The 20968-nt window shown below is 71.0% G+C and carries 15 protein-coding genes; 9 read left to right on the forward strand and 6 right to left on the reverse strand.

All coding sequences use genetic code 11. The features are described 5' to 3' along the window. Positions 1-59: 59 nt before the first annotated feature. The gene (locus ACFWNV_RS20585; RefSeq protein ID WP_383948817.1) at positions 60-1610 is read right to left on the reverse strand and encodes an AMP-binding protein; all 1551 of its coding nucleotides are present in this window, start codon (positions 1608-1610) and stop codon (positions 60-62) included. Positions 1611-1862: 252 nt separating this feature from the next. After that, on the reverse strand, positions 1863-3047 hold the full coding sequence (locus ACFWNV_RS20590) for a winged helix DNA-binding domain-containing protein (protein ID WP_383948820.1): 1185 nt from the start codon (positions 3045-3047) through the stop codon (positions 1863-1865). Positions 3048-3220: 173 nt separating this feature from the next. Between ACFWNV_RS20590 and ACFWNV_RS20595 the strand changes: the two genes are divergently transcribed. From ACFWNV_RS20595 to ACFWNV_RS20610, 4 genes are all read left to right on the forward strand, one after another. Next, positions 3221-4399, forward strand: a complete 1179-nt coding sequence (locus tag ACFWNV_RS20595; RefSeq protein WP_383948822.1) for a magnesium and cobalt transport protein CorA — start codon at positions 3221-3223, stop codon at positions 4397-4399. A 1097-nt stretch (positions 4400-5496) separates the two neighbouring features. Then, the gene (locus tag ACFWNV_RS20600) at positions 5497-6165 is read left to right on the forward strand and encodes a TetR family transcriptional regulator (protein WP_383948825.1); all 669 of its coding nucleotides are present in this window, start codon (positions 5497-5499) and stop codon (positions 6163-6165) included. 580 nt (positions 6166-6745) lie between these two features. After that, positions 6746-7615, forward strand: coding sequence for a cytochrome P450 (locus ACFWNV_RS20605; RefSeq protein ID WP_383948828.1), 870 nt, complete (start codon positions 6746-6748; stop codon positions 7613-7615). Between the two features lie 32 nt (positions 7616-7647). Beyond that, on the forward strand, positions 7648-8409 hold the full coding sequence (locus tag ACFWNV_RS20610; protein WP_383948831.1) for an enoyl-CoA hydratase/isomerase family protein: 762 nt from the start codon (positions 7648-7650) through the stop codon (positions 8407-8409). A 251-nt stretch (positions 8410-8660) separates the two neighbouring features. Here ACFWNV_RS20610 and ACFWNV_RS20615 read toward each other — a convergent pair whose 3' ends face one another. Beyond that, positions 8661-8858, reverse strand: coding sequence for an antitoxin (locus ACFWNV_RS20615; RefSeq protein ID WP_383948834.1), 198 nt, complete (start codon positions 8856-8858; stop codon positions 8661-8663). Between the two features lie 142 nt (positions 8859-9000). Then, on the reverse strand, positions 9001-9399 hold the full coding sequence (locus tag ACFWNV_RS20620; RefSeq protein WP_383948837.1) for a CPCC family cysteine-rich protein: 399 nt from the start codon (positions 9397-9399) through the stop codon (positions 9001-9003). Between the two features lie 847 nt (positions 9400-10246). Here ACFWNV_RS20620 and ACFWNV_RS20625 point away from each other — a divergent pair. The 5 genes from ACFWNV_RS20625 to ACFWNV_RS20645 are packed head-to-tail and all read left to right on the forward strand — an operon-like array spanning position 10247 to position 14729. Continuing rightward, positions 10247-11506, forward strand: coding sequence for an ATP-binding protein (locus tag ACFWNV_RS20625; protein ID WP_383948840.1), 1260 nt, complete (start codon positions 10247-10249; stop codon positions 11504-11506). After that, the gene (locus ACFWNV_RS20630; RefSeq protein WP_383948843.1) at positions 11503-12345 is read left to right on the forward strand and encodes a roadblock/LC7 domain-containing protein; all 843 of its coding nucleotides are present in this window, start codon (positions 11503-11505) and stop codon (positions 12343-12345) included. The genes ACFWNV_RS20625 and ACFWNV_RS20630 overlap by 4 nt, the downstream gene beginning before the upstream one ends. Next, on the forward strand, positions 12338-12730 hold the full coding sequence (locus ACFWNV_RS20635) for a DUF742 domain-containing protein (RefSeq protein ID WP_383948845.1): 393 nt from the start codon (positions 12338-12340) through the stop codon (positions 12728-12730). The genes ACFWNV_RS20630 and ACFWNV_RS20635 overlap by 8 nt, the downstream gene beginning before the upstream one ends. Positions 12731-12733: 3 nt before the next feature. Beyond that, positions 12734-13294, forward strand: a complete 561-nt coding sequence (locus ACFWNV_RS20640; RefSeq protein WP_383948847.1) for an ATP/GTP-binding protein — start codon at positions 12734-12736, stop codon at positions 13292-13294. A 10-nt stretch (positions 13295-13304) separates the two neighbouring features. Then, a complete protein-coding gene (locus ACFWNV_RS20645; protein WP_383948850.1) occupies positions 13305-14729 on the forward strand; it encodes a cytochrome P450 in 1425 nt (474 codons plus the stop codon). 226 nt (positions 14730-14955) lie between these two features. On the opposite strand, the gene ACFWNV_RS20650 is transcribed toward ACFWNV_RS20645, so the two are convergent. Beyond that, a complete protein-coding gene (locus ACFWNV_RS20650) occupies positions 14956-19743 on the reverse strand; it encodes a HEAT repeat domain-containing protein (protein ID WP_383948852.1) in 4788 nt (1595 codons plus the stop codon). A gap of 214 nt (positions 19744-19957) precedes the next feature. Then, positions 19958-20929: a helix-turn-helix domain-containing protein gene (locus tag ACFWNV_RS20655; RefSeq protein ID WP_383948854.1), complete on the reverse strand. Its 972-nt coding sequence runs from the start codon at positions 20927-20929 to the stop codon at positions 19958-19960. Positions 20930-20968 lie beyond the last annotated feature (39 nt).

Raw genomic sequence — 20968 nt, forward strand, 5'->3', positions numbered from 1 at the left:
GCCCCGTACCGGCCCTCGGTCGTTACGGGGCTGCGCGCGGGCCGGGGCCTGGGCCGGGGTCAGTTCACCTGCCGCTCCTGGCCCGTCCAGTACGGCTCGCGGAGCTTGAACTTCTGGATCTTGCCGGTGGCCGTACGCGGGATGGTGGCGCGGAATTCGACGCTCGTCGGGGCCTTGTACCCGGCCAGACGCTGCTTGCAGTGGGCGATGATGTCCGCCTCCTGGACGGCCTCCCCGTCGACTCCCTCGGCGAGGACCACGAGGGCCTTGATCGTCTCGCCCCACTTCTCGTGCGGCACGCCGATGACGGCGACCTCCGCGACCGCCGGATGACTGAAGATCGCGTCCTCCACCTCGATCGACGACACGTTCTCGCCGCCGGTGATGATCACGTCCTTCTTCCGGTCGGAGATCGTGAGGTGGCCGTCGACCTCGTCGACCGTGCCGCCGTCGCCGGTGTGGAACCAGCCGTCCCGCAGGGCGGCCGCGGTCTCCTCGGGCTTGTCCCAGTACCCCTCCAGTACGACGTTCGACCTGGCCAGGACCTCGCCGTCCTCGGAGACCCGCAGCTTCACCCCCAGCGCGGGCATCCCCGCACGCGAGAGCAGGCGCGCCCGTTCCCCGGCCGGCAGCTCCGCGTCGGCGGGGCGGGTCCGGTTGAAGGTGAGCAGCGGCGAGGTCTCGGTGAGGCCGTAGATCTGGGTGAACTCCCAGCCCAGCTCCTCGCCCATGCGCTGGATCGTCCGGCTCGGCGGCGGGGCGCCCGCGCAGACGACGCGCACCCGGTCGCGGCCCGGGATCTCGCCCTCCCAGCTCGCCGCCGCGTCCAGCACGGTGTTCCAGACGGCGGGGGCACCGCACATCAGCGTGACGCCGTGTTCCTCGACCCGGCGCAGGATCTCGGCGCCGTCGATCTTGCGCAGCACGACCTGCTTGACGCCGAGCCCGGCCATCACGAAGGGCATGCCCCAGCCGTTGCAGTGGAACATCGGCAGCGTGTGCATGTAGACGTCGCGCTCCCAGACCCGGGTGTGCAGGCCGAAGGTGAGCCCGTTCACCCAGATGTTGCGGTGGGTCAGCTGCACACCCTTGGGGCGGGCGGTGGTCCCCGAGGTGTAGTTGATCGTCGCGGTCGCGTCCTCGTCCGGATGCGACCAGGGGCGCGGCTCCACACCGAAGCGCATCAGCGCCGTGTCCGTCTCCGGCCCGAGGACGAAGCGGTGGCGGGCCTTGACGCCCGACAGCGCCTCGTCCAGTTCCGGGTCGACGAGCAGCACCGAGGCCCCGCTCTGCCGGACCACGTAGTCGACCTCCTCCGGCCTCAGCCGGAAGTTGACCGGTACGCAGACGCGCCCGCTCATCGGCACCGCGAACAGCAGCTCCAGGAGCCGGGCGGAGTTGTGGCTGACCACGGCCACCCGCTCGCCCTCGCCGACCCCCAGCGCGTCGAATCCCGCCTGCCAGGCCCGTACGCGCTCGCCGAGCCTCCCGTACGTCGATTCGGGGACCGGTGGAGCCGGCTGGTCGGGCTCGTCCACCACGCCCGGGCTGGACGAGAACCCCAGCTCCGCCCGGTCGAGGAAGTCCGTGACGGTCATGGGAATCCGCATGTGCTCACTCCTAGGTCCCTGATCCCGAACAGCTGCTGCCCGGCCGACGCGCCGCCACCGTCCGCCGGTGGTCGAGCGGCCCGCCACGAACGAGAACGATCGCGGGTGATCTCGGTCGTGCCAGGCATCGTGCCGTGTCCGGCGTACGGGCCACCAGAGCGCGACGGGGCCGGGTCTCCGGGACCCGGCGCGCCGCGGCTCAGCCGCGGTCCCTCCTCGGCCTCCGTCCGCCTCCGCCTCCGCCGTGCCGCTTCAGCCGCGGATGGGCCCGAAGCGGACGGAGCCGCCCGCCGGGCCCTCACCCGAGCTGTCGCCCATGGCGGCGAGGAGGGCCTCCCCCTCGGCCACGATCTCCGCCTTACCGGCCTTGGAGACGGCGGAGAACAGCTCGACGGTGAGCACCCCTCCGCCCGCTCCGGCCTTCGCCCCGCCCTTCGCCCCGCCCTCCAGCTTCCAGAGCCCGGCGAGGAAGCCGTCGAGGAGCAGCGTGCAATGGGCCTGGTTGCCGGACCAGGTGCTCCCCTTCAGCTCGGGCGCGATCACCCGGGAGCGGTCGGCGTGGGAGAGGAGCAGGTTGTCGAACTCCGGAAGGAAGCGGGGCGGGGCCGGCTGCCCGGCATCGGGGCGGGGCCCGTCGGGCAGATCGAACAGTTCGACGCCGTTCTCGTCCTGGAACACCTCCAGTCCGGGCCTGAGCCGCTCGAAGGCCTCGCGCAGCCGGGTGAGCCCGGCCCACGTCTGCATGTCCTTGACGGATGCGGGCCCGAAGGCCCCGAGATACCGCAGAACGACGTCATCGATCCCGGCGCCCTCTCCGACTTCTCCTCCCTTCCCCTCTCCCACCCACTGGTTCAGGGTGGTGAGGCGGACCTGTCCGCTCTTCCCCCAGACCCCGCGCGGGGTGACCTGGACGAGCGGCAGCCGGCAGCGCGCGGCGACGGACAGCGACTGCGGGTCGGCGCCGGGCCACTCCTTGAGCAGTTCCTCCCGTATCTCCGCCATGGTCCGCGGTTCCGCCTCCACGAACGCCCGCGCGCGCTCGGCCAGCCTGTCCAGGTCGACTCCGACCAGGCCCTTGCGGAAGTAGTTGATCTCCCGGTCGCGTGCGGGCTGGACCAGGGGGCGCAGGGTGAGCGCGTCGTCGACGGTGTGGGTGTGGATGGTGGACCTCATGGTGACCATCCGGACCACCTGCCGGGACTCCATCAGCCCGGCGAGCTCGGCCGGCCCGAATCCGGCGAGGCGGGCGTGCAACTGGAAGTAGGGCGGCTTCACGTTCTGTGCCTGGAGACCCAGCAGGTGCCCCGTGGCGTCCTGCGCGGACATCTCGGCGCGGGTCAGGAGCAGCTGGCGGGCGAGCGTGGCGCGGTTCAGCGCACGGGTGTCGAGTACGGGACGCGTCGTCTTGGAGGCCATGACAGCAACGTAGCGAGCCATGCGGACATCCTCTGTCCGCAACTCCGGACCGGCCTCATCCGTGCGCACGGACCAGCACGGACCAGCACGGGCCTGCACGGACCTGCACGGACCCGCGTGAACCCCGGGATCCATTCACCCGGATATCCTGCACCTTGCCCGTAAACACCCGTTCGACCGGGAGCTGACCTGCGATGTCGGAGCGACCAGACCGCCGCCCCTCGCCCCCGTCCGGCGCCGGGCCCGCGAAGCGAGCCGGCTGGCGACGTCCGGCCGCTCTCCCTTCCCCTCCCCCGTCCGCACCCCCACGGTCCCCGAAGCCGCCCCCGCCGGCCCCCACCCCCGCGGACCACCGCAGCGTGATCGACTCCGCGGTCTACCGCGACGGGGTCCGGATCGCCTCGCCCACCACCCTCGCCGACACCTTCCGCCAACTCCGCGAACAGCCCGACGGCATGGCCTGGATCGGCCTGCACCGCCCCACGGAGACCGAACTCCACTCCCTGGCCGATGAGTTCAACCTCCACCCGCTCTCCATCGAAGACGCCCTGGAGGCCCACCAGCGCCCCAAGCTGGAGCGTTACGGAGACACCCTCTTCGTCGTCCTGCGGGCCGCCCGCTACCTGGACGCGCTGGAGGAGGTCGACTTCGGCGAGCTCCACATCTTCGTCGGCCCCGACTTCCTGATCACGGTCCGCCACGGCGCGGCCCCGGACCTCTCGGCGGTCCGCCGCCGCATGGAGGAGTCCCCCGAACTCCTCTCCCTCGGCCCGGAAGCCGCCCTGTACGCCATCCTCGACGCGGTGGTCGACGGCTACGCCCCCGTCGTCGAGGGCGTCCAGATCGACATGGACGAGATCGAGACCGAGGTCTTCAGCGGCGACCCGGAAGTCTCACGCCGCATCTACGAACTCTCCCGGGAAATGGTCGAGTTCCAGCGCGCCACCCGCCCCCTGGTCGGCATGCTCCACAGCCTGATGGCCGGCTTCGCCAAATACGGCACGGACGAGGAACTCCAGCGCTACCTCCGCGACGTAGCCGACCACGTCACCCACACCAGCGAACGCGTGGACGGCTTCCGCCAGGCCCTGACCGAAATCCTGACGGTCAACGCCACCCTGGTCTCCCAACAACAGAACGCCGAAATGCGCGCCTTGGCCGAGGCCGGCTTCGAACAGAACGAAGAAATCAAGAAGATCTCCTCGTGGGCGGCCATCCTGTTCGCCCCCACCCTGGTGGGAACCATCTACGGCATGAACTTCGAGTCCATGCCGGAGCTGAAGTGGGCGGGCGGCTACCCCTTCGCGATCCTGCTGATGGCAATGGTCTGCGTGAGCCTGTACGTCATCTTCAAGAAGCGCGACTGGCTCTAGCCGGCAACGCGCGCCCCGGCCACTACCAGGGGGCGCCGCCGACGCCGCGTGACGCATACGGTGCACCGCGCTGATGGAGACCCCTGCCGGCGCGAGCGGTCAGCCCGCTCAGGCCGCCGGCGTCGTCGCCGCCTTTCGAGCTCCCTGCCGCTCTCGGCGAGTACCTGTGCATGGTCGTGGCACAGGCCCCCCGAGACGCTGTGCATCCGACGGCAACAGGGACGCCACGGGCACCGTGTGGATCTCTGCTCCGGTTCGTCAAACCAGCTTCCTGCCCCCTCTCGAACTGTGACGACATGCTCCGGCCATGCACGAAGTAGCTGGACGGCGAACACGTGGGCACGACCGCCTTCAGTGGCCGCGAGGTCTCCGCGACCAGCCTGTATCCCTGGAGGCCAAGACGCGGATGGGGGTGGCGCAGTGCATGCATCGCTCCTTCGTGGTGAACCGGGTCGGCACCGGAGTCCAGACCCAGTTGGTCATGCCCTTGAGGCAGGCATCGCGCAGCGCGGGATGCAGTCAGACGTCGCGGCGGATGGCCTACCCGCTCGCCTCTCGACAGACAGCCCGGTCCGCCAGTAGACCGATTGGTCTGTTCACATCGCCTGCCTCCAGTTGAGGGGAACGCCCCCTGCTCAATGCTTGCGATAGAGCCCACATCCCGCTCTCCGCCCACCTTGACCCGGCTCAAGTGCCGGCCTGGACACTCGACGCCTTCAAGGAGACTCAACCCCTTACGGGAGTGATGTCCCATTTACCTGGATACCTATCGGACTTACAGCGGACCAGTCGGTCTGTTCAGCTGGCGCCATCTTGGGACGCCAGTTGCGCAGGCGTCAAGCGGAACCGACCACGGAGGCGCGGAAGGAGGCCAGTTGCCCGCTTGCACGACCCGACTGGGCGGACCCCGGAAGCACATGACCGAGCTCGGCGTCGACTTGGGTGAGCCCGCCTTCTCCCCGGAGGGCCCTTGAGGCCGGCCGGCGCGGCCCCGTCCCGGTCGGGGCTTACGCGATCTGCTCAGGCTGTGAGAGTCTCGCTTTCGCCGTGAAGATCACGAGTGAGCTCGTCAGTGACGGCAGAAGGGGGTAAGGAACGTGCCCGAGGCACACAAGCTGTCCAGGGCGCAGTCAGACCGCGCCAAGTGGACATACGGAAAGATCCTTGATGCGGCCGGCCTCGTATTCGAGCGGAATGGATACGAGGGAGCATCGGTCAATGAGATCATCCGGGTTGCAGCCGTAACCAAGGGGGCCTTCTATTTTCACTTCCGGTCAAAGAAGGACCTCGCGGTAGCGATCCTGGAATCGACCCTTCAAGTCGACGGGCTCGTCCCCCAGGAAATCAAGCTTCAAGAGGTGGTCGACGCCGGATTGATCCTGAGTCACAGGATCTCCCGGGACCCGAAGATCATGGCTGCATTGCGCCTGTCGCTGACCCATGAGGCGCGAGAGGTGTACGGAACTCCCTGGCCCGAATGGATCAAATTCAACACCGCACAGTTGAACGAAGCCCAACGGCGAGGCGAGATCGGCTCCGACGTGAAGACCGCCGACCAGGCGCACCAGATCTCCGGCACGTGGTCGGGCCTCGTTCTGACAGGTCACTCCATCTACGGGAACCTCGATGGCCTGGAAGAACGGATGTCGACGATGTACGAGAATCTCATGATCGTAATCGCGCATCCGCGGATCCTCAGGCAAATCGACTACTCGCCCACTCGGGGCCGGGATCTCTATCAGGCCTTCCTCGACCCGCGGCCCTGAGGGCCTGCACCCCTTCCGTGAAGGACAGGCGAGCTCAGGGCATTTTGCACTGGATGTCCATAAAAGAAACGATTCTTCAGACTCTCGCCTGCGCGGCATGCCGCAGATCGGTGTGGGGAAAATCTCCTTTTTGCGTGGAAGATCAACGGTGAGGGTAGGCAGCGCTGGCCATCACTGTTCGATCTTGCAAGAAAGAGCTGTTTTGAATACTTCCACGGCTACTGTCGGCGTCGACCGGCGGGCCTTGACGGCTATCTTTTCTCGGCTTCGGACAGAGGCGGGACAGTCGGATCCGCTGCCGGCCTATCGGCAACTCGCGAAAATGGGAGAGCTTATCCCGGCGCCGTGGGGCGGATACATTGTCACGTCCTACGCTCTCTGTGACCAGATCCTTCGAGACAAAGCTTGGAGCGTTCCCGACGCCGACTGGCGAAGAAACCATTCGCCTCAAGGGAATTCACCAGCCTCGCAGCAGATGGCCGCGTCTCTGCCGATGCTCAACCCACCCCAGCACACGAGGGAACGGCGGTCCCTGGGGGGCCTCTTCCCCCACAGCTCACTCGCAGTCCTTCGTCCGTTCGTGGAGCGGGCCGTCGACCGGCTGCTCACCGAGTTCACGGACCAACTGCGCCATGGGCCGGCCGATTTCCACACACTCGTCAGCGAAGAACTGCCCATCATCACCATCGGCGAGTGGATGGGCATACCTGCCACCGACTACGGACTACTGCGCGACCTGACACATGACCAGGTCTTCGCGCAGGAGCTCTTCCCCACGCCTAGCCAGCTGGCCCTCTCCGATAACGCAACGAGGCAACTGCGCGCCTACTTCGCCGAGTTGATCCGTGAGCGCCGTAAGAACCCGGGGAGCGATCCGATTTCGGCGTGGCTTCGGACTTGGGATGGGCTCGAACCTGACCGGCACCGCGCGGACGAAGCCGTTCACGCTCTCGCGCTCTTCATGATTCTCGCGGCGCTGGAGACGACCTCGCACGTCCTGTCCACGTCGGTGCGCCTGCTCCTCCAATACCCCGAGCAGCTGGAAGTACTACGCCGCAACCCCGAACTCATCCCGGACGCCGTCGATGAAGTACTGCGCTACGACGCCCCCATCCACATGATCAGCCGCGTGGCCCCGACGGATACCCGGCTCGGAGACACCCTGGTGCCGGCCGGCCAGATGGTGCAGCTCATGGTGGGGGCCGCCCATCACGATCCCGAACGCTACCCCGACCCCCATCGTTTCAGCCCCGGTCGCGGAGCGTCCCACCTGGCCTTCGGAGCAGGAATCCACTACTGCGCGGGCAACGCCCTCGCCCGCCTGGAAGCTGTCACCCTCCTCACCTCGCTCCTCGGGCGCTCGATACGGCCGCGCCTGAGCGGGCCCCCGCGATGGGCGTCCCGCGTAGCCTTCCGACGGATTGCGTCCCTGCAACTCACCCTCACCTGACCACCCGCTCGAGAAACGAGACAAGGCCCCACATGCTCACGGACTTCAAGGCCCTCCAGGTGACCGACGAAGGGCCCATCCTCAGGGTGCAGCTCAACCGCCCCGAGACGGGCAACAGCGTCGACGGCCAGATGCTCAGCGAACTGCTGCAGGTCCTGCGCGCCCTGGAGGATGACAGCACCGTCCGCGTGATGGTGCTGTCCGGTGCGGGAGACCATTTCTGCCAGGGAGGTGACCGCTCGGAGTTCCCCGCACTGCTGGAGAGGGACCCGTCCGGCTCCGAGCTGAGGTCCCTCGCCGACAAGGCCCAGCGGGTGTGCTCGACGCTCTCGCAACTGGGAATCGTCACCATCGCCCGCCTCCACGGCGATGTCATAGGCGCCGGCCTCGGGCTCGCGGTCTTCTGCGATCTGCGCGTCGGAGCAGACACCTGCCGATTCCGGATGCCGGAGGTCGGCCTCGGAGTTCCGCCCGCCTGGGGAGGTGTCCTTCCCCGTCTCGCCGAAGAGGCGGGGCAGGCCTGGGTTCGCCGGCTCCTGCTCACGGCCGAGCCGTTCGACTCCGCCAGGGCGGAGCAACTGTCCATCCTGCATGAGGTGGTGCCCGCAGGTGATCTCGACGCCGCGGTCGCGCGCTGGGCGAAGCCGATCATTCGTCGTGACCCGACCACCGTGCGGATCACGAAGAGCATGCTGAACGCGCGCGCAGGCGCAACCCAGCTTGCCGTCGCCTCGCACTTCGACGACGAGTTGCTGACGGCCGCTGTCGCCAGGCGGGCTTTGCATCGGCGGTGACTTCAGGCAGGTGCGACGCCCGCCTGCGTGCGACGGGGACCTTGGTGCCGAGCCGGTACTGGTGCCGGCCGGCGGTCGGCTGCGGTCGGCACCAGTAGGACGTCGCCGCCCTCGCCACCCGATGGGGACGCGGCATTCTCCGGCGCGAAACGCCGGAGCAGGTGTCCCCGGCTATCCCCGGCTCGCCATCCGGGTGCTGCCGGGCCGGGCCGGCCGGTGTGGACGTCGGCCTTCGCGTGCTGCGGCTCGTTCTACTGCCGGGGCGGGGTGTCGTCCGGGGGCTGGGTGCCGCCCAGTTGTTCCTTCAGCTTTGCCTGGGCCGTGTCGACCTGGCTGCTGTACTTGCCCTGCGTCTTCTCGTCGACGAAGTCACCGGCCTTGTCGATTCCCTGTGCCGCTTGGTCCTCGTGACCCTTCAGCATCTGCTTGAGCTTGTCCATCACAGACATCTCGGCCCTCCTCGCCGCGGCCCCCGTGTTCGTTCCAGGATCACGGCTCCTCCCGTGGGCCGCATCCCGGACGCACGCGAACCGTCCGAGCCCGCATCGCGCCCAGCGACCCTGACCTGCGAAGACGGCGGCCGTGCAGCCCTCAGGCGCCCGGGAGGCGCCAGAAGGTGGGGAGCCACCAGCAGAGGACCGAGCGGTCGTCCGGCCACGGGACGCTCTCTTCATCGTCCCAGGCTTCGAAGGAGTCGCGGGTCGGGTCGATGGGGCGCCAGGCGGGGTCGAGCGGCTCGTGCTCGTTCGCGGGGCGGACGTGCTCGCGGCGGCGCTGGTCGCAGGCGCCGTAGTCCTGGTAGTTCTGCTGGGCCTCGATCAGGGAGATTTTGTTCGCTCCGCCGTCCATGGCCGGCCAGCGGAACTGGATCCCGTCGTCCTCCCAGAAGCAGACGGGGCAGATCTCGTAGGAGCCCGGCATGTCGTCCAGCACCCGGTGACCGCAGCAGGGGCAGGGGTGGCGGTGGCTGTGGGGGCGGGTGTCGCTCATCCGCGCAGTCTCGTGCAGGCGCCGTCGGTGTGCCATGGGTTTCCCTGCCGTGGCGCACGGGATTGCTCCGCCGAGGGTTCCGCTTCGCCGTCCGGCCGGCTACGGCTCTGCCTCACGGATATCGCCCTCGGGTAATTGAACATTGAATTGCGAATGGGCGGGCCCGGAGCGCGGCCAGGTCCGTCTCCCCCGGTCCCGCCTAGCCTGCCGGAATGAGCGGCTTGACGATGCCCTTGTCCCCAGCGGGAGGGATCCGCGCGGTTCCGGCGTCGAGCCCCCGCTCCCGGTCGGATGCCATGAATCCTCCGGGGGCCGGGGTGCGGCGAGGGGGTCGGCACACCGGCGTACGAGCCAAGGGAAGCGGCAGCCCCGCGGCGTGCGAAGGAGCGAAATCACGCCGCCTGGCCGAAAGTCGCTCACTGGACGGGACCCTGCGGGCACCTGCCGACGCGTCAGGAAGTAGCGGACACACGGACCGGGCGTCGGCCGGCCGTACGGCGAATAGTTGTGAGAGATCGCCGCACCTCGCGTGAAGAACTGCTTAACGGACCGAGTGCGGGAGGGGGTGGCCGACGGCCGACAAGAAGGGCCGAAAGGGCATGTCAACCCACAACCGTGACAGTCCGGTTGGGGGTTCGGGCGGCAAAGCGGGCGTCCGGGGAGGTGATGATCCGGTGATAGCATCCCGGGCATCTGTGATCTTGATGCATTTGGACGCAGATGCCGATTTGGATCGGCGGCATGCTCTCCGCGCAGCAGCAGGTGAACCGTGCCGATCAGCTGTGTTGCGGGGCCTCGCGAGGTGTATCTGCAGCCGTCCGCATGGCACGCGCCGGGAAAGGTTTCCATGAATCAAGACGCACTTGTGTGGTGCCTGGTTGCGGTGGCGGCGACAGCCGTCGTCGCGGTCGTGGCACTCGTCGCCCGCAACAGAGCGCTGGGGGCCAAGAAGGAGCACACCGAGGCCGAGCTGAGGCACCAGCTGCTCGCGGCGGACAGCCACCTGCACGCATCGCGCGCCGATCTGCTGCGGTTCCAGGGCGAGCAGGAGGCCACGCTCCGCGCGGCCAAGGAAGCCGCGGAGGAGAACACCAAGACCGTCCTCAAGGGTGCCGCCAGCCTCCTGCAGAGCCTCGCCGCCGAGCAGACGACGCTTCTCGACGGCATCCAGCGCAAGTACGGCGGACACTCCGTCCTGAGCGACCTGCTGGACGTCAACCACGCCAACGCCCAGATGGCGCGCAAGGCCCAGGGCATCGCCGTCATGTGCGGGGCGCCGCTCGGCCGCCGCAACAGGCCCGCCAGCGTCTACGACGTGGTGCGCAGCGCCCAGGGGCAGATCCGCAACTTCCACCGGGTCGCCATCATGCAGCAGACCAGTCTCGCCCTGAAGGCGTCCGCGGTCGCGCCCGTCGCCCTCGCCGTGGCGGAGCTGCTCGACAACGCCGCCAGCTTCTCGCAGCACGACGCGCCGATCGAGGTGACGTTCCAGCGGGTCCAGAACAACCTGTGCATCGTCATCGACGACGCCGGTGTCAGCATGAACGACGAGGAACGGCAGCGGGCGACCGGGCTGCTCTCCGGAGAGATCGCCCCCCGTCTTTCGCAGCTCGGGACCCAGCCCAAGTTCGGCTTCCCGGTCATCGGCCTGATCGCGCGTCAGCACGGTTTCAAGGTCGATGTCACCGGAGTCTCCCGGTACGGCGGCGTCAGGGCCGTCGTCCTCCTGCCCGAGGAGCTGTGGACCATGGAGGAGATCACGCCCGTGCAGCAGGCTCCGTTCAGCGAAGCCCCGTTCAGCGAGGCTCCCTTCAGCGAAGCCCCGTTCGGCGAAGCTCCGGCCGCCCAGGCTCCGGTAAGCGATTTCCGGCGCGCCGCCGAGAGCCGGCCCGCCCAGGGCCCGACGTCGCGCACCATGCACGGCCTGCCCAAGCGCGGCGCACGCCAGGCGCCCATCGCGAGCGTCCCCGACGCCACCGCGCCGGCACCGCGGACCCCGGGGGACACGGGCCGCGCTTCCGGGCGCAGCCTGGGGGCCTTCCAGCGCGGCACGCTCTCCGGCCGCAACCTTGACGCCACCTCGTTCGAAGGGCCCGAAGAGGCATGACCGCAGACCTGTCGTGGATGCTCGAGGACATCGTGCACAACGTGCCCCGTGCACGGCACGCCGTCCTGCTGTCCGCCGACGGCCTTCCTCGCGGCGCGACCGAAGGCCTGGCCGAGAAGGACGTGCGTACGATCTCGGCGGCCATGGCCGGGATGCAGTCGCTCAGCCGGGCCACGGCCCACTTCGCCGGGACGCAGGAGGACCGGCAGTGGAACCAGACCATCATCGAGTTCGCGCACGGCTGGAGCTTCCTGATCGGGGCGGGGCAGGGTTCCTACCTCGCCGCCGCGGCCGCGCCCGATGTGGACATGCAGCAGATCTCCTTCCGCATGCACCGCCTCGTCGCCCGGCTGGGCAACAACCTCACCTCTCCCCCGCGGGTGAACACCGAGGACGCCGGAGGTCCGCGCGGGGGCGCCCCCCGGCAGCAGGGCCCCGGTGACGCGGGATTCGTCCTGGGCGATCTCGACCGGGTGATGTCGGAGGTCAAGGGAGCCCGCCACGCCGTACTGCTGGGGTCGGACGGACTTCCCCGCGGGGCGACCAACGGGATGAGCCGCGACCTCGCGGACACGATCTCCGCGGCCATGACGGGCATCCACGCCTACAGCCGGGTCACTTCCCAGTTCGCCGGGGCCGTCGAGGACCCGCAATGGCGTCAGACGGTCATCGAGTTCCAGCACGGCTGGATCTTCCTGATGGCGGCCGGCCCCGACGCCTTCCTGGCCGCCGCCGCCGAACACGACTGCGACATCGAGCAGTTCACCACGCGCCTGCACGAGGTGGTTCCCCGGCTGACGGCCGCGGCGGCATCGGGGAAGGGGGTCAGCCATGTCTGAGGGGCCCCACTGGGACGCGGAGCTGGAACTGACCTCTCCATTAGTCCCCCTCTTCGTGATCACGAACGGACGGGCACTGCCCCCGGACCACGAGTACGAGCACACGACGCTCGTGACCGCGGCGGCCGAGCACGGACAGGTGGCGGCGCGCACGCTGTCCCCGGAAGCGGGGCGGGTCATGGACCTGGTCGCGAACGGCTTCCTGTCGGTGGCCGAGGTGGCAGGGCACACGCACCTGCCCCTGGGTGTCGTCCGCATCCTGCTGGCGCAGCTGGAGGAGGACGAACTCATCCTTGCGAGGACACCGATCCCGCGCGCCGAACGTGTCGACAAAGAGCTGGTCAGCGCCGTGCTCGAAGGCCTGAAGAATCGATTCGGAGCGTAACGCGTGTACCTGGATCCAGATGTTTCCCACGCGGTGAAGATTCTCATCGTGGGGCATTTCGGGGTCGGCAAGACCACCTGCATCGGCAGTCTCTCCGAGATCGAGCCCCTGCGGACCGAGGAGGAGATCACCGAGGCCAGCGTGGGCTTCGATGACCTGTCGGGCACGCCCGACAAGACGACCACCACCGTCGCCATGGACTTCGGCCGGCTCACCCTGAGCGACACCCTGGTGCTCTACCTCTTCGGAACGCCGGGCCAGGAGCGCTTCAAGGAGATGTGGGAGGAGCTCTCCCGGGGTGCGCTGGGGGCGCTGGTCCTCGTCGACCCGGAGCGGCTGCACGAGTCCTTCCCCATCCTGGATCTCGTCGAACGCTTCGGCCTGACGTACGCCATCGCCGTGAACCACTTCGAGGGCACCACTCACTACCCGCTCGACGAGGTGCACGAGGCTCTGAACCTCGCCCCCGAGACCCCTGTCGTGGAGTGCGACGTACGGGACGAGAACTCCTCCGCGCGGGCCCTCATCACCCTCGTGAAACACCTCATGTCCCAACTCGTCTAGGAGCGCCGGAATGCAACAGCCACACGACCCGCACGAGATACCCCCCGGCTGCCCCGCGCACGGGAACGTCCGGATGTACGGCCCGTCCTTCGGAGCCGACCCGGACAGCCACTACGCACAGCTGCGTTCCCACGGTCCCAGTGCGCCCGTGGACATCGCTCCCGACGTCGAGGTCGAGCTGGTCACGAGCTACGACGCCGCCCTGTACATCCTGCAGAACCCCGCCTCCTTCGTACGCGACTCCCGGCGCTGGAACGCGCTGAACGAAGGCCGCGTACCGGCCGACAGCCCGGCCCTGCCGATGATGGCCTACCGCCCCAACGCCCTCCTCAGCGACGGCGCGGCACACGCCCGGCTGCGGCGGGCCGTCACGGACAGTCTCGCCACGGTCAACGAGCACAAGCTCATCCGGCAGACCCAGCAGTCCGCCAACTACCTGATCAGCCAGTTCAGTACCGACATCCGCGGCCATGCCGAGCTGATGGCCGAGTACGCCCAGCCGCTGCCCCTGCTGGTCTTCAGCGAGCTCTTCGGCTGCCCGCCCGACATCGGCGACCGCGTGATCGCCGGGATCAGCGGCCTCTTCGAGGGAACCCCCGGGTCCGACGAGGTGCTCGGCGGGGCGCTCACCGAGCTCATCGCCCTCAAGCGGCGGCGTCCGACGGACGACCTGACGACGCGCCTGATGGAGCACTCGGCCGGGCTGAACGACGAGGAGATGCTGCACCAGCTGGTCACCCTGCTCTCCGGCGGCACCGCGCCGCTGGCCGCGGTCATCGGCACCAGCAGCGCCCTGTACCTCGGAGAGGACTGGCCGCTCGGGCTCCCGGTCGAGGACGCGATTTCCCAGACCCTCTGGAACTACGCACCGATCGCCAACTACGCCGCCCACTACCCGACGCACGACGTCGAGCTCGGCGGCCGGCTGATCCGGGCGAACGACCCGATCCTCGTCTCGTTCGCCGCGGCCAATACCGACCCGAAGCTGACCGAGCACCGGGAACAGCTCAGCGCGAAGGCGCACTTGGCCTTCGGGGCGGGTCCGCACGCCTGCCCCGCCAAGGACCCGGCCTTCATGATCGCCGTGACGGCCGTCGAGACGCTGCTCAACCAGCTTCACGACGTGGAGCTGCGCGTCCCGTTCAAGTCGCTCACCTGGGCGCCGAGTCCGTGGAGCCGCTCGCTGGTCACCCTCCCGATCCGCTTCACCCCGAAGGCCGTCGCGCAGGGATCCGGGGCGGCCGCCTCGGTCGCATCGGCCGGATCCGCCTCTTCCGTCTGGCCGGCGGGGTCGACCGCGGGCCAAACGCCCCAGCAGCAGGCAGCCGACGCCTCGCCCTCCCACACCGGCCCCTCGGGTACGCACGCCCCTGCCGCGCCGCAGCCCAAGGGCGGCCTGTTCAGCCGCTTCCTGGCCTGGACCAGAGGCGAATGAGGAATCCGTGATTCAGGTGGCACCTTGAGCACGTGCCACCATCCCGACGTATGACCACCGGGCGTCGGCTTCCCTCATCTCCCGTCCGCGGACGGCCGGAGGGCAGGCCGACCCCTTCCCGGCATGCGCCGAACCCCGCGCGCCCGGCGAGGTCGTGCCCGCCCCCTGGGATGCCCCGCCTGGTCACCGGTCGAGGGTGCTCACGCGGTGGTGATCCGGAGGGTGCTCACGCGGTGGTGATCCGTTCGAGGATCTCCGCGTAGAGGGAGCGTTTGTCGGGACGGGCGTGTACGGCGGCGCGTCTGAGCGCCGGGACCGCCGGCGGGCCCATGGCGACGAGTCCCTCGGCGGCGGCCCTGCGGACGACGGGATGGGAGTGCTCCAGCAGGCCGGTCACCGCGGGGATCGCGGGGGCCCAGGCCGCGTGGCACAGGGTCCGGATCGCCGTGCGCACCAGGTCCGGCTGGGGGTCGTCCAGCAGGACCGCGGTGTGCTGGAGGTAGGTCCGGCGGTCCAGCACGGTCCGCGAGGTGCGGTGGGCGTGCAGGCGGACCTTGGGCCTGGGGTGGTGCAGCAGGGCGCCGATCAGGTCCCGCAGGCCGGGGTCCACGTCCGTGTCCGGGCCGCGCGGTTCCTCGGCCAGCCGCGTGAGGGCCCGGCGTATCCGTACCGGGTCGCCCGTGCCCGCCAGCTCCAGCAGCTCCTGCCGGGCCGGGGGCGGGGCCGCCGCCGCCGCGGCCGGGCCGCGGTCGCGGAGGGCCGCCAGCGCCTCGGTGTCCTGCCGCGCGGTGTCCGGGCGGCGCAGCGGGCCGTCGACGAGGAGCAGGGTGTCAGCGAGGTCCTCGCGTCCTTCGGCGCGCAGCCGTCGGCAGGTCCGGGTCAGCGCGGGGGTGCGCAGCAGGGGGCGCCCGCGGAGCAGGTCGAGGAACCCCCAGGCGCCGGAGTCGAGGCGGCCCGCGAGGTGCTGCGCCAGTACGTCGGCGGGGACCCGGCGCAGGGCCTGCCCGGCTGCGGAGCTGCCGGACGGCGGGTCGTGCTCCCACCAGTCGAGCAGCAGCGGGACCAGCGGTTCCAGGTCCGACGGGTCGAGTCCGCTCGCCACGAGGGCGGCCCGGTCGTGCAGGACGCCGTCCGCGCGCAGTTCGGCCTCGTCGGCCGCGCCCAGTGCGCGGCTCAGCCCGCGGGTCGGGCCGGCGGTCGGGCCGGCGCCGACGGGTACGTCGACGCGGCCCCGGAGGTACGCGCGGAGCACGGCGAGCCCGCATGCGAGCTCGGGCCATTCCAGGAGCGCGAGGGCCGCGGTTCGCCGGCCGCCTTCGGCAGGTCCTTCCAGCATGGCCAGCAGGCGGTCCCGCAGGGCGGCCGACCGGGGTTGGTCGAGGTCGTCGCTGCGCACGGTCCGCGGGTGCGGTGCGTCGGCTCGGGCGGCTTCGGCTCGGGTGGTCTCAGCGAGAGCGGCTTCGGCGAGAGCGGTTTCTGCGAGCGTCCAGGGCGGTGCGTCGAGGGGCTGGAGGTCCGCCATCCAGTCGGCCAGGGCCGCGCGGGCCTCGGTTCCGGCCGAGGCGTGGACGTCGATCAGCGCGGCCAGACGGTCCCGGGAGCCCGGGGCGCCGCCGTGGGGCGGGCGGAGCCTGCGGAACTCCGCCAGGGCGCCCGGTGTACGCACCGCGACCTCCAGCCCGGCCCGCCACGCCTCGGCTTCGGCTTCCGCGTTGGCTGCGGCTGCGGCCGGCGCGGTGGCCGCAGGGGGCTGCGGGGCGGCGCGCGCATCCTTCCGCAGGAACGCGTCCCTCAGTACGGCCGCTTCGGCCCGCCGGGGGCTGGTGCCCAACCGGGCTGATTCCATGGCCTGTTCGAGGTCGGCCCGGACCAGTACCGCGCCGAGGCTCCGGAGCAGCGTCAGCGTGGCCGGGCCGTCCGAGGGGGCCGCGGGCAGTGCGCGTACCGCCGCGGCGACGGCCTGCTTCTCGATCGCCGGCAGGGTCGGGGCGACCGCTTCGAGTACCGCCATCAGGCCGGGGCGGTCCTCGGCCGTTGCCTCGGCGAGGCCGTCGAGCAGGGTCCCGGCCGAACGGGCGAAGGAGGCCAGTTCCCCGGTCGTCCACGGTGCGGGGCAGAGCCGGAGCGTGAGCCGCAGGACGCGGGCCCGCGCGGCGGGTTCGCAGGCGGCCAGCCGCAGCCAGTCCGCCAGCAGGGGGCGGAGCGCCCCCAGTCGGACAGGGTGCGCAGGCTCGCGGCGCGCGGCGAGGCGCAGCGCGGTCGGGGCGTGCCAGCCCTCCGTCGCCAGCGCGTTGACCTCGGGATCCGCCCCGAGGTCCGCCAGCGGCCGGCGTACGGCGGCGGCGGGTGTGGTGATCCCGTGCCCGGCCATGGCCGTCGACAGCTCCTCGACCGTCCCGGCGGCGAGGCCGACGCGGCGGGTCGCCACCAGAGTGAGCAGGGTCGGAGCGACCGGGGAGTCCTGGGCGTTCAGGGCGAGGACCGAACGCGCCGGCAGAACTCCGTCGAGGCCGGCCAGCAGCAGTTCGCGGGTACGGCCGTGGCCGCTGCCTTCCGCGGCGGCGAGGACGGTCGCCGGGTACGCGTCGCCGAGGATGGCGCGCAGGGCCTCTACGAGGGTGCCGCGCAGGCCCGGATTGTCGTGGCGCCCGAGCCAGGAGAGGAGCGCCGGTACCGCCGCGGGCGTACCCGCGCCGACGAGGACCCCGGCGGCGGTCTTCTTGACGTTCATGTTCGGATGGTCGAGGCATGCGGCGATCGCCGCGGAGGCCCAGCGGGCCCGCGCATGACCGAGGGCGAGGAGCGCCTGCCGTACGGTCTGCACGTCCTCGGCGGCGATCAGCGCGATCAGCGTCGCCGACAGGGCCTGCGCCCCGTCCCCGGCGGCCTCGCGGGCGAGGAGCGCGATCACGTGCTTGCGCACGTGCCGGTCGCGGTGGCGCAGCAGGCGGTGGACCCGCGCCCGGGTGCGCGCGTAGGGGGCCCGGAGCAGCAGTTCGAGCAGGACCGCCTGCTCCCCGCTCGACAGTCCGGGCCGGTCCAGCAGATCGAGGGCCGTGGTGGCGACGAGAGCGTGCCCCGCCTCGTGCGGGGTCGCGGCGTCGAGCAGGCAGGCCGGCCTGATCCGTGCCCGCTCGTGGAGGCGGCGGCCCAGGCCGTGTACGGCGTCCAGCACCTCCTGGGGGACCACGGGCTCCGCGACTGAGTGTCCGGCCCCTTCCCAGGCAGGCTGCCCGGCCTGCCGTACGCCCTCGGGGCGCGGGGCGGCTCCGCCCGGTTCCCGGGAGGCCGCCAGCTCGGCCACCACGCGCAGGAGCAGGTCCGCGATGACCGGCAGGGTGCCCGCGCCGCCGTGGGCGGCCAGTCGACACAGGGCGGCCACCGGCTGGTCCGGGTCCAAGTGGGAGCTCAGCAGGGCCAGTTCCCGCTCGTCCGGCCCGCCGAGGTCGGCCGCGATGCGCGGGGGCAGATCGGCGGGATCGAGGCGGACGAGGAGGGCACGCCGCCGTGCCGGATCCTCGGTGAGGTGCCACAGCACTTCGAGCGCACGGTGGCGCACCGCACGGAGATGCGGGGCGATGTCTCCCCCGGCTTCCCCTTCATCTTCCCCTTCCCCCATCTGCGCGACGAGGCCGAGGCCCTCCCGCAGCGCTGCCGTCGACCGGTGCCCGCCGATGGCCTCCAGCGCGTCCAGGGCCGCTGCGGGCGCCGAGGGCAGGAGGGCGATCACGGCGTCTTCGGCAGCAGCGTGGCGCAGCGCGCGGATCGCGTCGAGGAACGGGCCCGGCACGGGGGCCGAGGCGAGGGCCCGGGTGACGGCCTCCCCGATCGCAAGCTCCTGGTCGCCCTGTCCGGCCAGGGCGACCAGCAGGGCGAGCCGCCGCGGCCAGCCCGGATCGCCGGGGGCCGCGTCCATCAGGACGCGGAGCATCTCGTGGCGGCAGGTGAACAGGACCGTCGCCACCTCCTGCGGCGGAATCGACTCGTCGGCCAGCGCCAGGCCGAGGACGGCCGGGACGTGCGGGGCGTCCGGGAAGTGCCCGCGCCGGTGGAGCCCGCGCAGGCAGGTCACCAACGGGCCGCCGAACAGCAGCGGGTCCCGCGCGGCGATCGCCGTCAGCGCGCCGATGTCACCGCGGTCCGCCAGCTCGCCGAGCAGTTCCAGCGCGCGCCGGCGAAGCCCCGGCGGCAGATCCGGATCGTCGACGACCTGCCGGAGCAGGCCGCGGTGTCCGTGGAGGGCGGCGGCCGCGAGGGCGGCATCGGCGGCCCCGGGCCGGGCGGTCACGGATGCGGCGGCCAGGAAGGGTGACAGCCGCCCCGCCGGAAGAGGCTCCAACGCCGCCCAGGGACGGCCGAGTTCCTCCAGCGCGGCAGTGACGACGGCCGCGCTGTCGCAGCCGAGCAGGCCGGTCACGTGGGCGCGCACCCGTACGGGGGCCAGCAGGCCGGCGTGCAGCCCCTGCCGGGCCAGCCGCAGCCCCTCGGCCCGCAACACCGGGTCGCCGCCGGCCAGCAGCTCGTTCACGAGCTGCTCGGGGTGGTGCGCAGCGGTGGCGGTGGCCTCCCGTACGGCCTGGTAGAGCAGTTCGCCCGCGGGCTCCTTCCGGATCACCACGGGATCGTTGAGGATCTCGGCGCGCAGCCAGGCGATCCGTACCCGGACCGGCAGTCCCGCCGCCGTACGCCACGAGGGCCACCGGGCGCCCGGAATGTGCGGCCCCAGCCCTTCGTGGATCCGCGCCAGGAGGAGCGCCTCCTCCGGCGTGCCGTCCACCGATGCCGGCAGCAGTTCGGCGAGTTGGGCCCGCTCGGCCTCGTCTCCCGGCCGGCCCGAGGCCACGCGCTCGGCGAGCAGGGACAGCCCCAGGTACCGCACTCGGGAATCCTCGTGCCGGACGAGCGGCCCGAAGGCGGACGGCGGGCAGAGCTGCGGGTCGAGGTGGGCGGCCGGCCCGCCGGGGTCGGTCCGATGCACGGCGTCATGGGCGGACTTGTCTGCCGGCGTGGTCATCGTCGGATGCTAACCGGGAGGTTCCGGGCGCCGCCAACGGGATTCCGTACGGGCGGCCGGGGCACCCGCCGCTGGGGCTCCGGCCGTCCGCGGAGGGCTCCGGGAGGGCCCTGTGCGCCTGTTCCAGTACGCCGACGAAGACGACGAGGACGAACCCGACGAGGACGGAGGCGACGAGGGCGAAGGCGGCAACACCCCTGCCCCCCGCGGCGGTTCAGATCCAGCCCCGCCGGGCCGCGATGGCTCCCGCCTGGAAGCGGTTCGCCGCGCCCAGCTGGTCGTGCAGGCGGCTCATCCGGCGTCGCATGGTCCGTACCGACCAGCCGAGTTGGCGCGCTATCGCCTCGTCCTTCAACCCGCTGACCAGCAGGGCGAGGAGCAGCCGGTCCTCCTCGCCGGGGTCCGCGGAATCCTCTCCGGGTCCCGTCGGCTCCGGTGGTGCGAGCAGCGGGGTCGCCAGGGTCCAGCACAGCCGCCAGTAGTCCGTCAGTGCGTCGAGCAGTGATGACGGTCGGATCACCGCGGCGCGTACGTCCGTCAGGTCCAGCGACAGGGGCATCAGGGCCAGTGCGTCGTCGGCGATGGCCAGTTTGATCCGCAGGCCCGGCAGGACCCGGGCCTGCTCCCCCTGAGCCACCAGCCGCCGGATGTCGTCGAGCACCCCCGGCCATTCCAGCGCCTCCGGGGCGTACACCGCGCGGTACGTCAGCCCGCCGCGCATCGCCGTCTCCTCCACCGGGTTGGCGGTGGTCAGTGCGTAGGGCGGCCGGTCAAGGGTGCGGACCTGTTGTCTCGCCTCCTGTTGGAGGCGTACGAACCAACGGCCCAGCGCTTCGCGGCCGGAGACGATCTCGACCTCCTTGGCGTCGCCGCGCCGGGCCGCCTCGAAGAGTCCGGCGAGCTCGCCGGCGGCCGACCGTACGCGGCCCAGTTCCACGGTGCGTTCCTGGATCAGCGCCTCCACCGCGTGCTGCGGGTCGATCGCCGCGTAGCGCCGCCTCGGGCCGGACAGCCGCCCGACCAGCCCGAGGTCGTGCATCCGGTCGAGCGCCCGCGCCACCCGCTCGGCGCCCGTGCCCAGTTCGCGCGCCAGCTCGGCGGGTGCGGCCGCCTGCCGGGCGAGCAGCGCACGGTAGACCTGTTCGTCGAAGGCGTCGATACCGACGGCCGCCAGCTCCTGGGACATGCGGGCCATCGTGGCCCACCTGTGCCAGCGGCAGCAATG

The sequence above is a fragment of the Streptomyces sp. NPDC058401 genome (genome assembly GCF_042722885.1).
Taxonomy (GTDB): Bacteria; Actinomycetota; Actinomycetes; order Streptomycetales; family Streptomycetaceae; genus Streptomyces.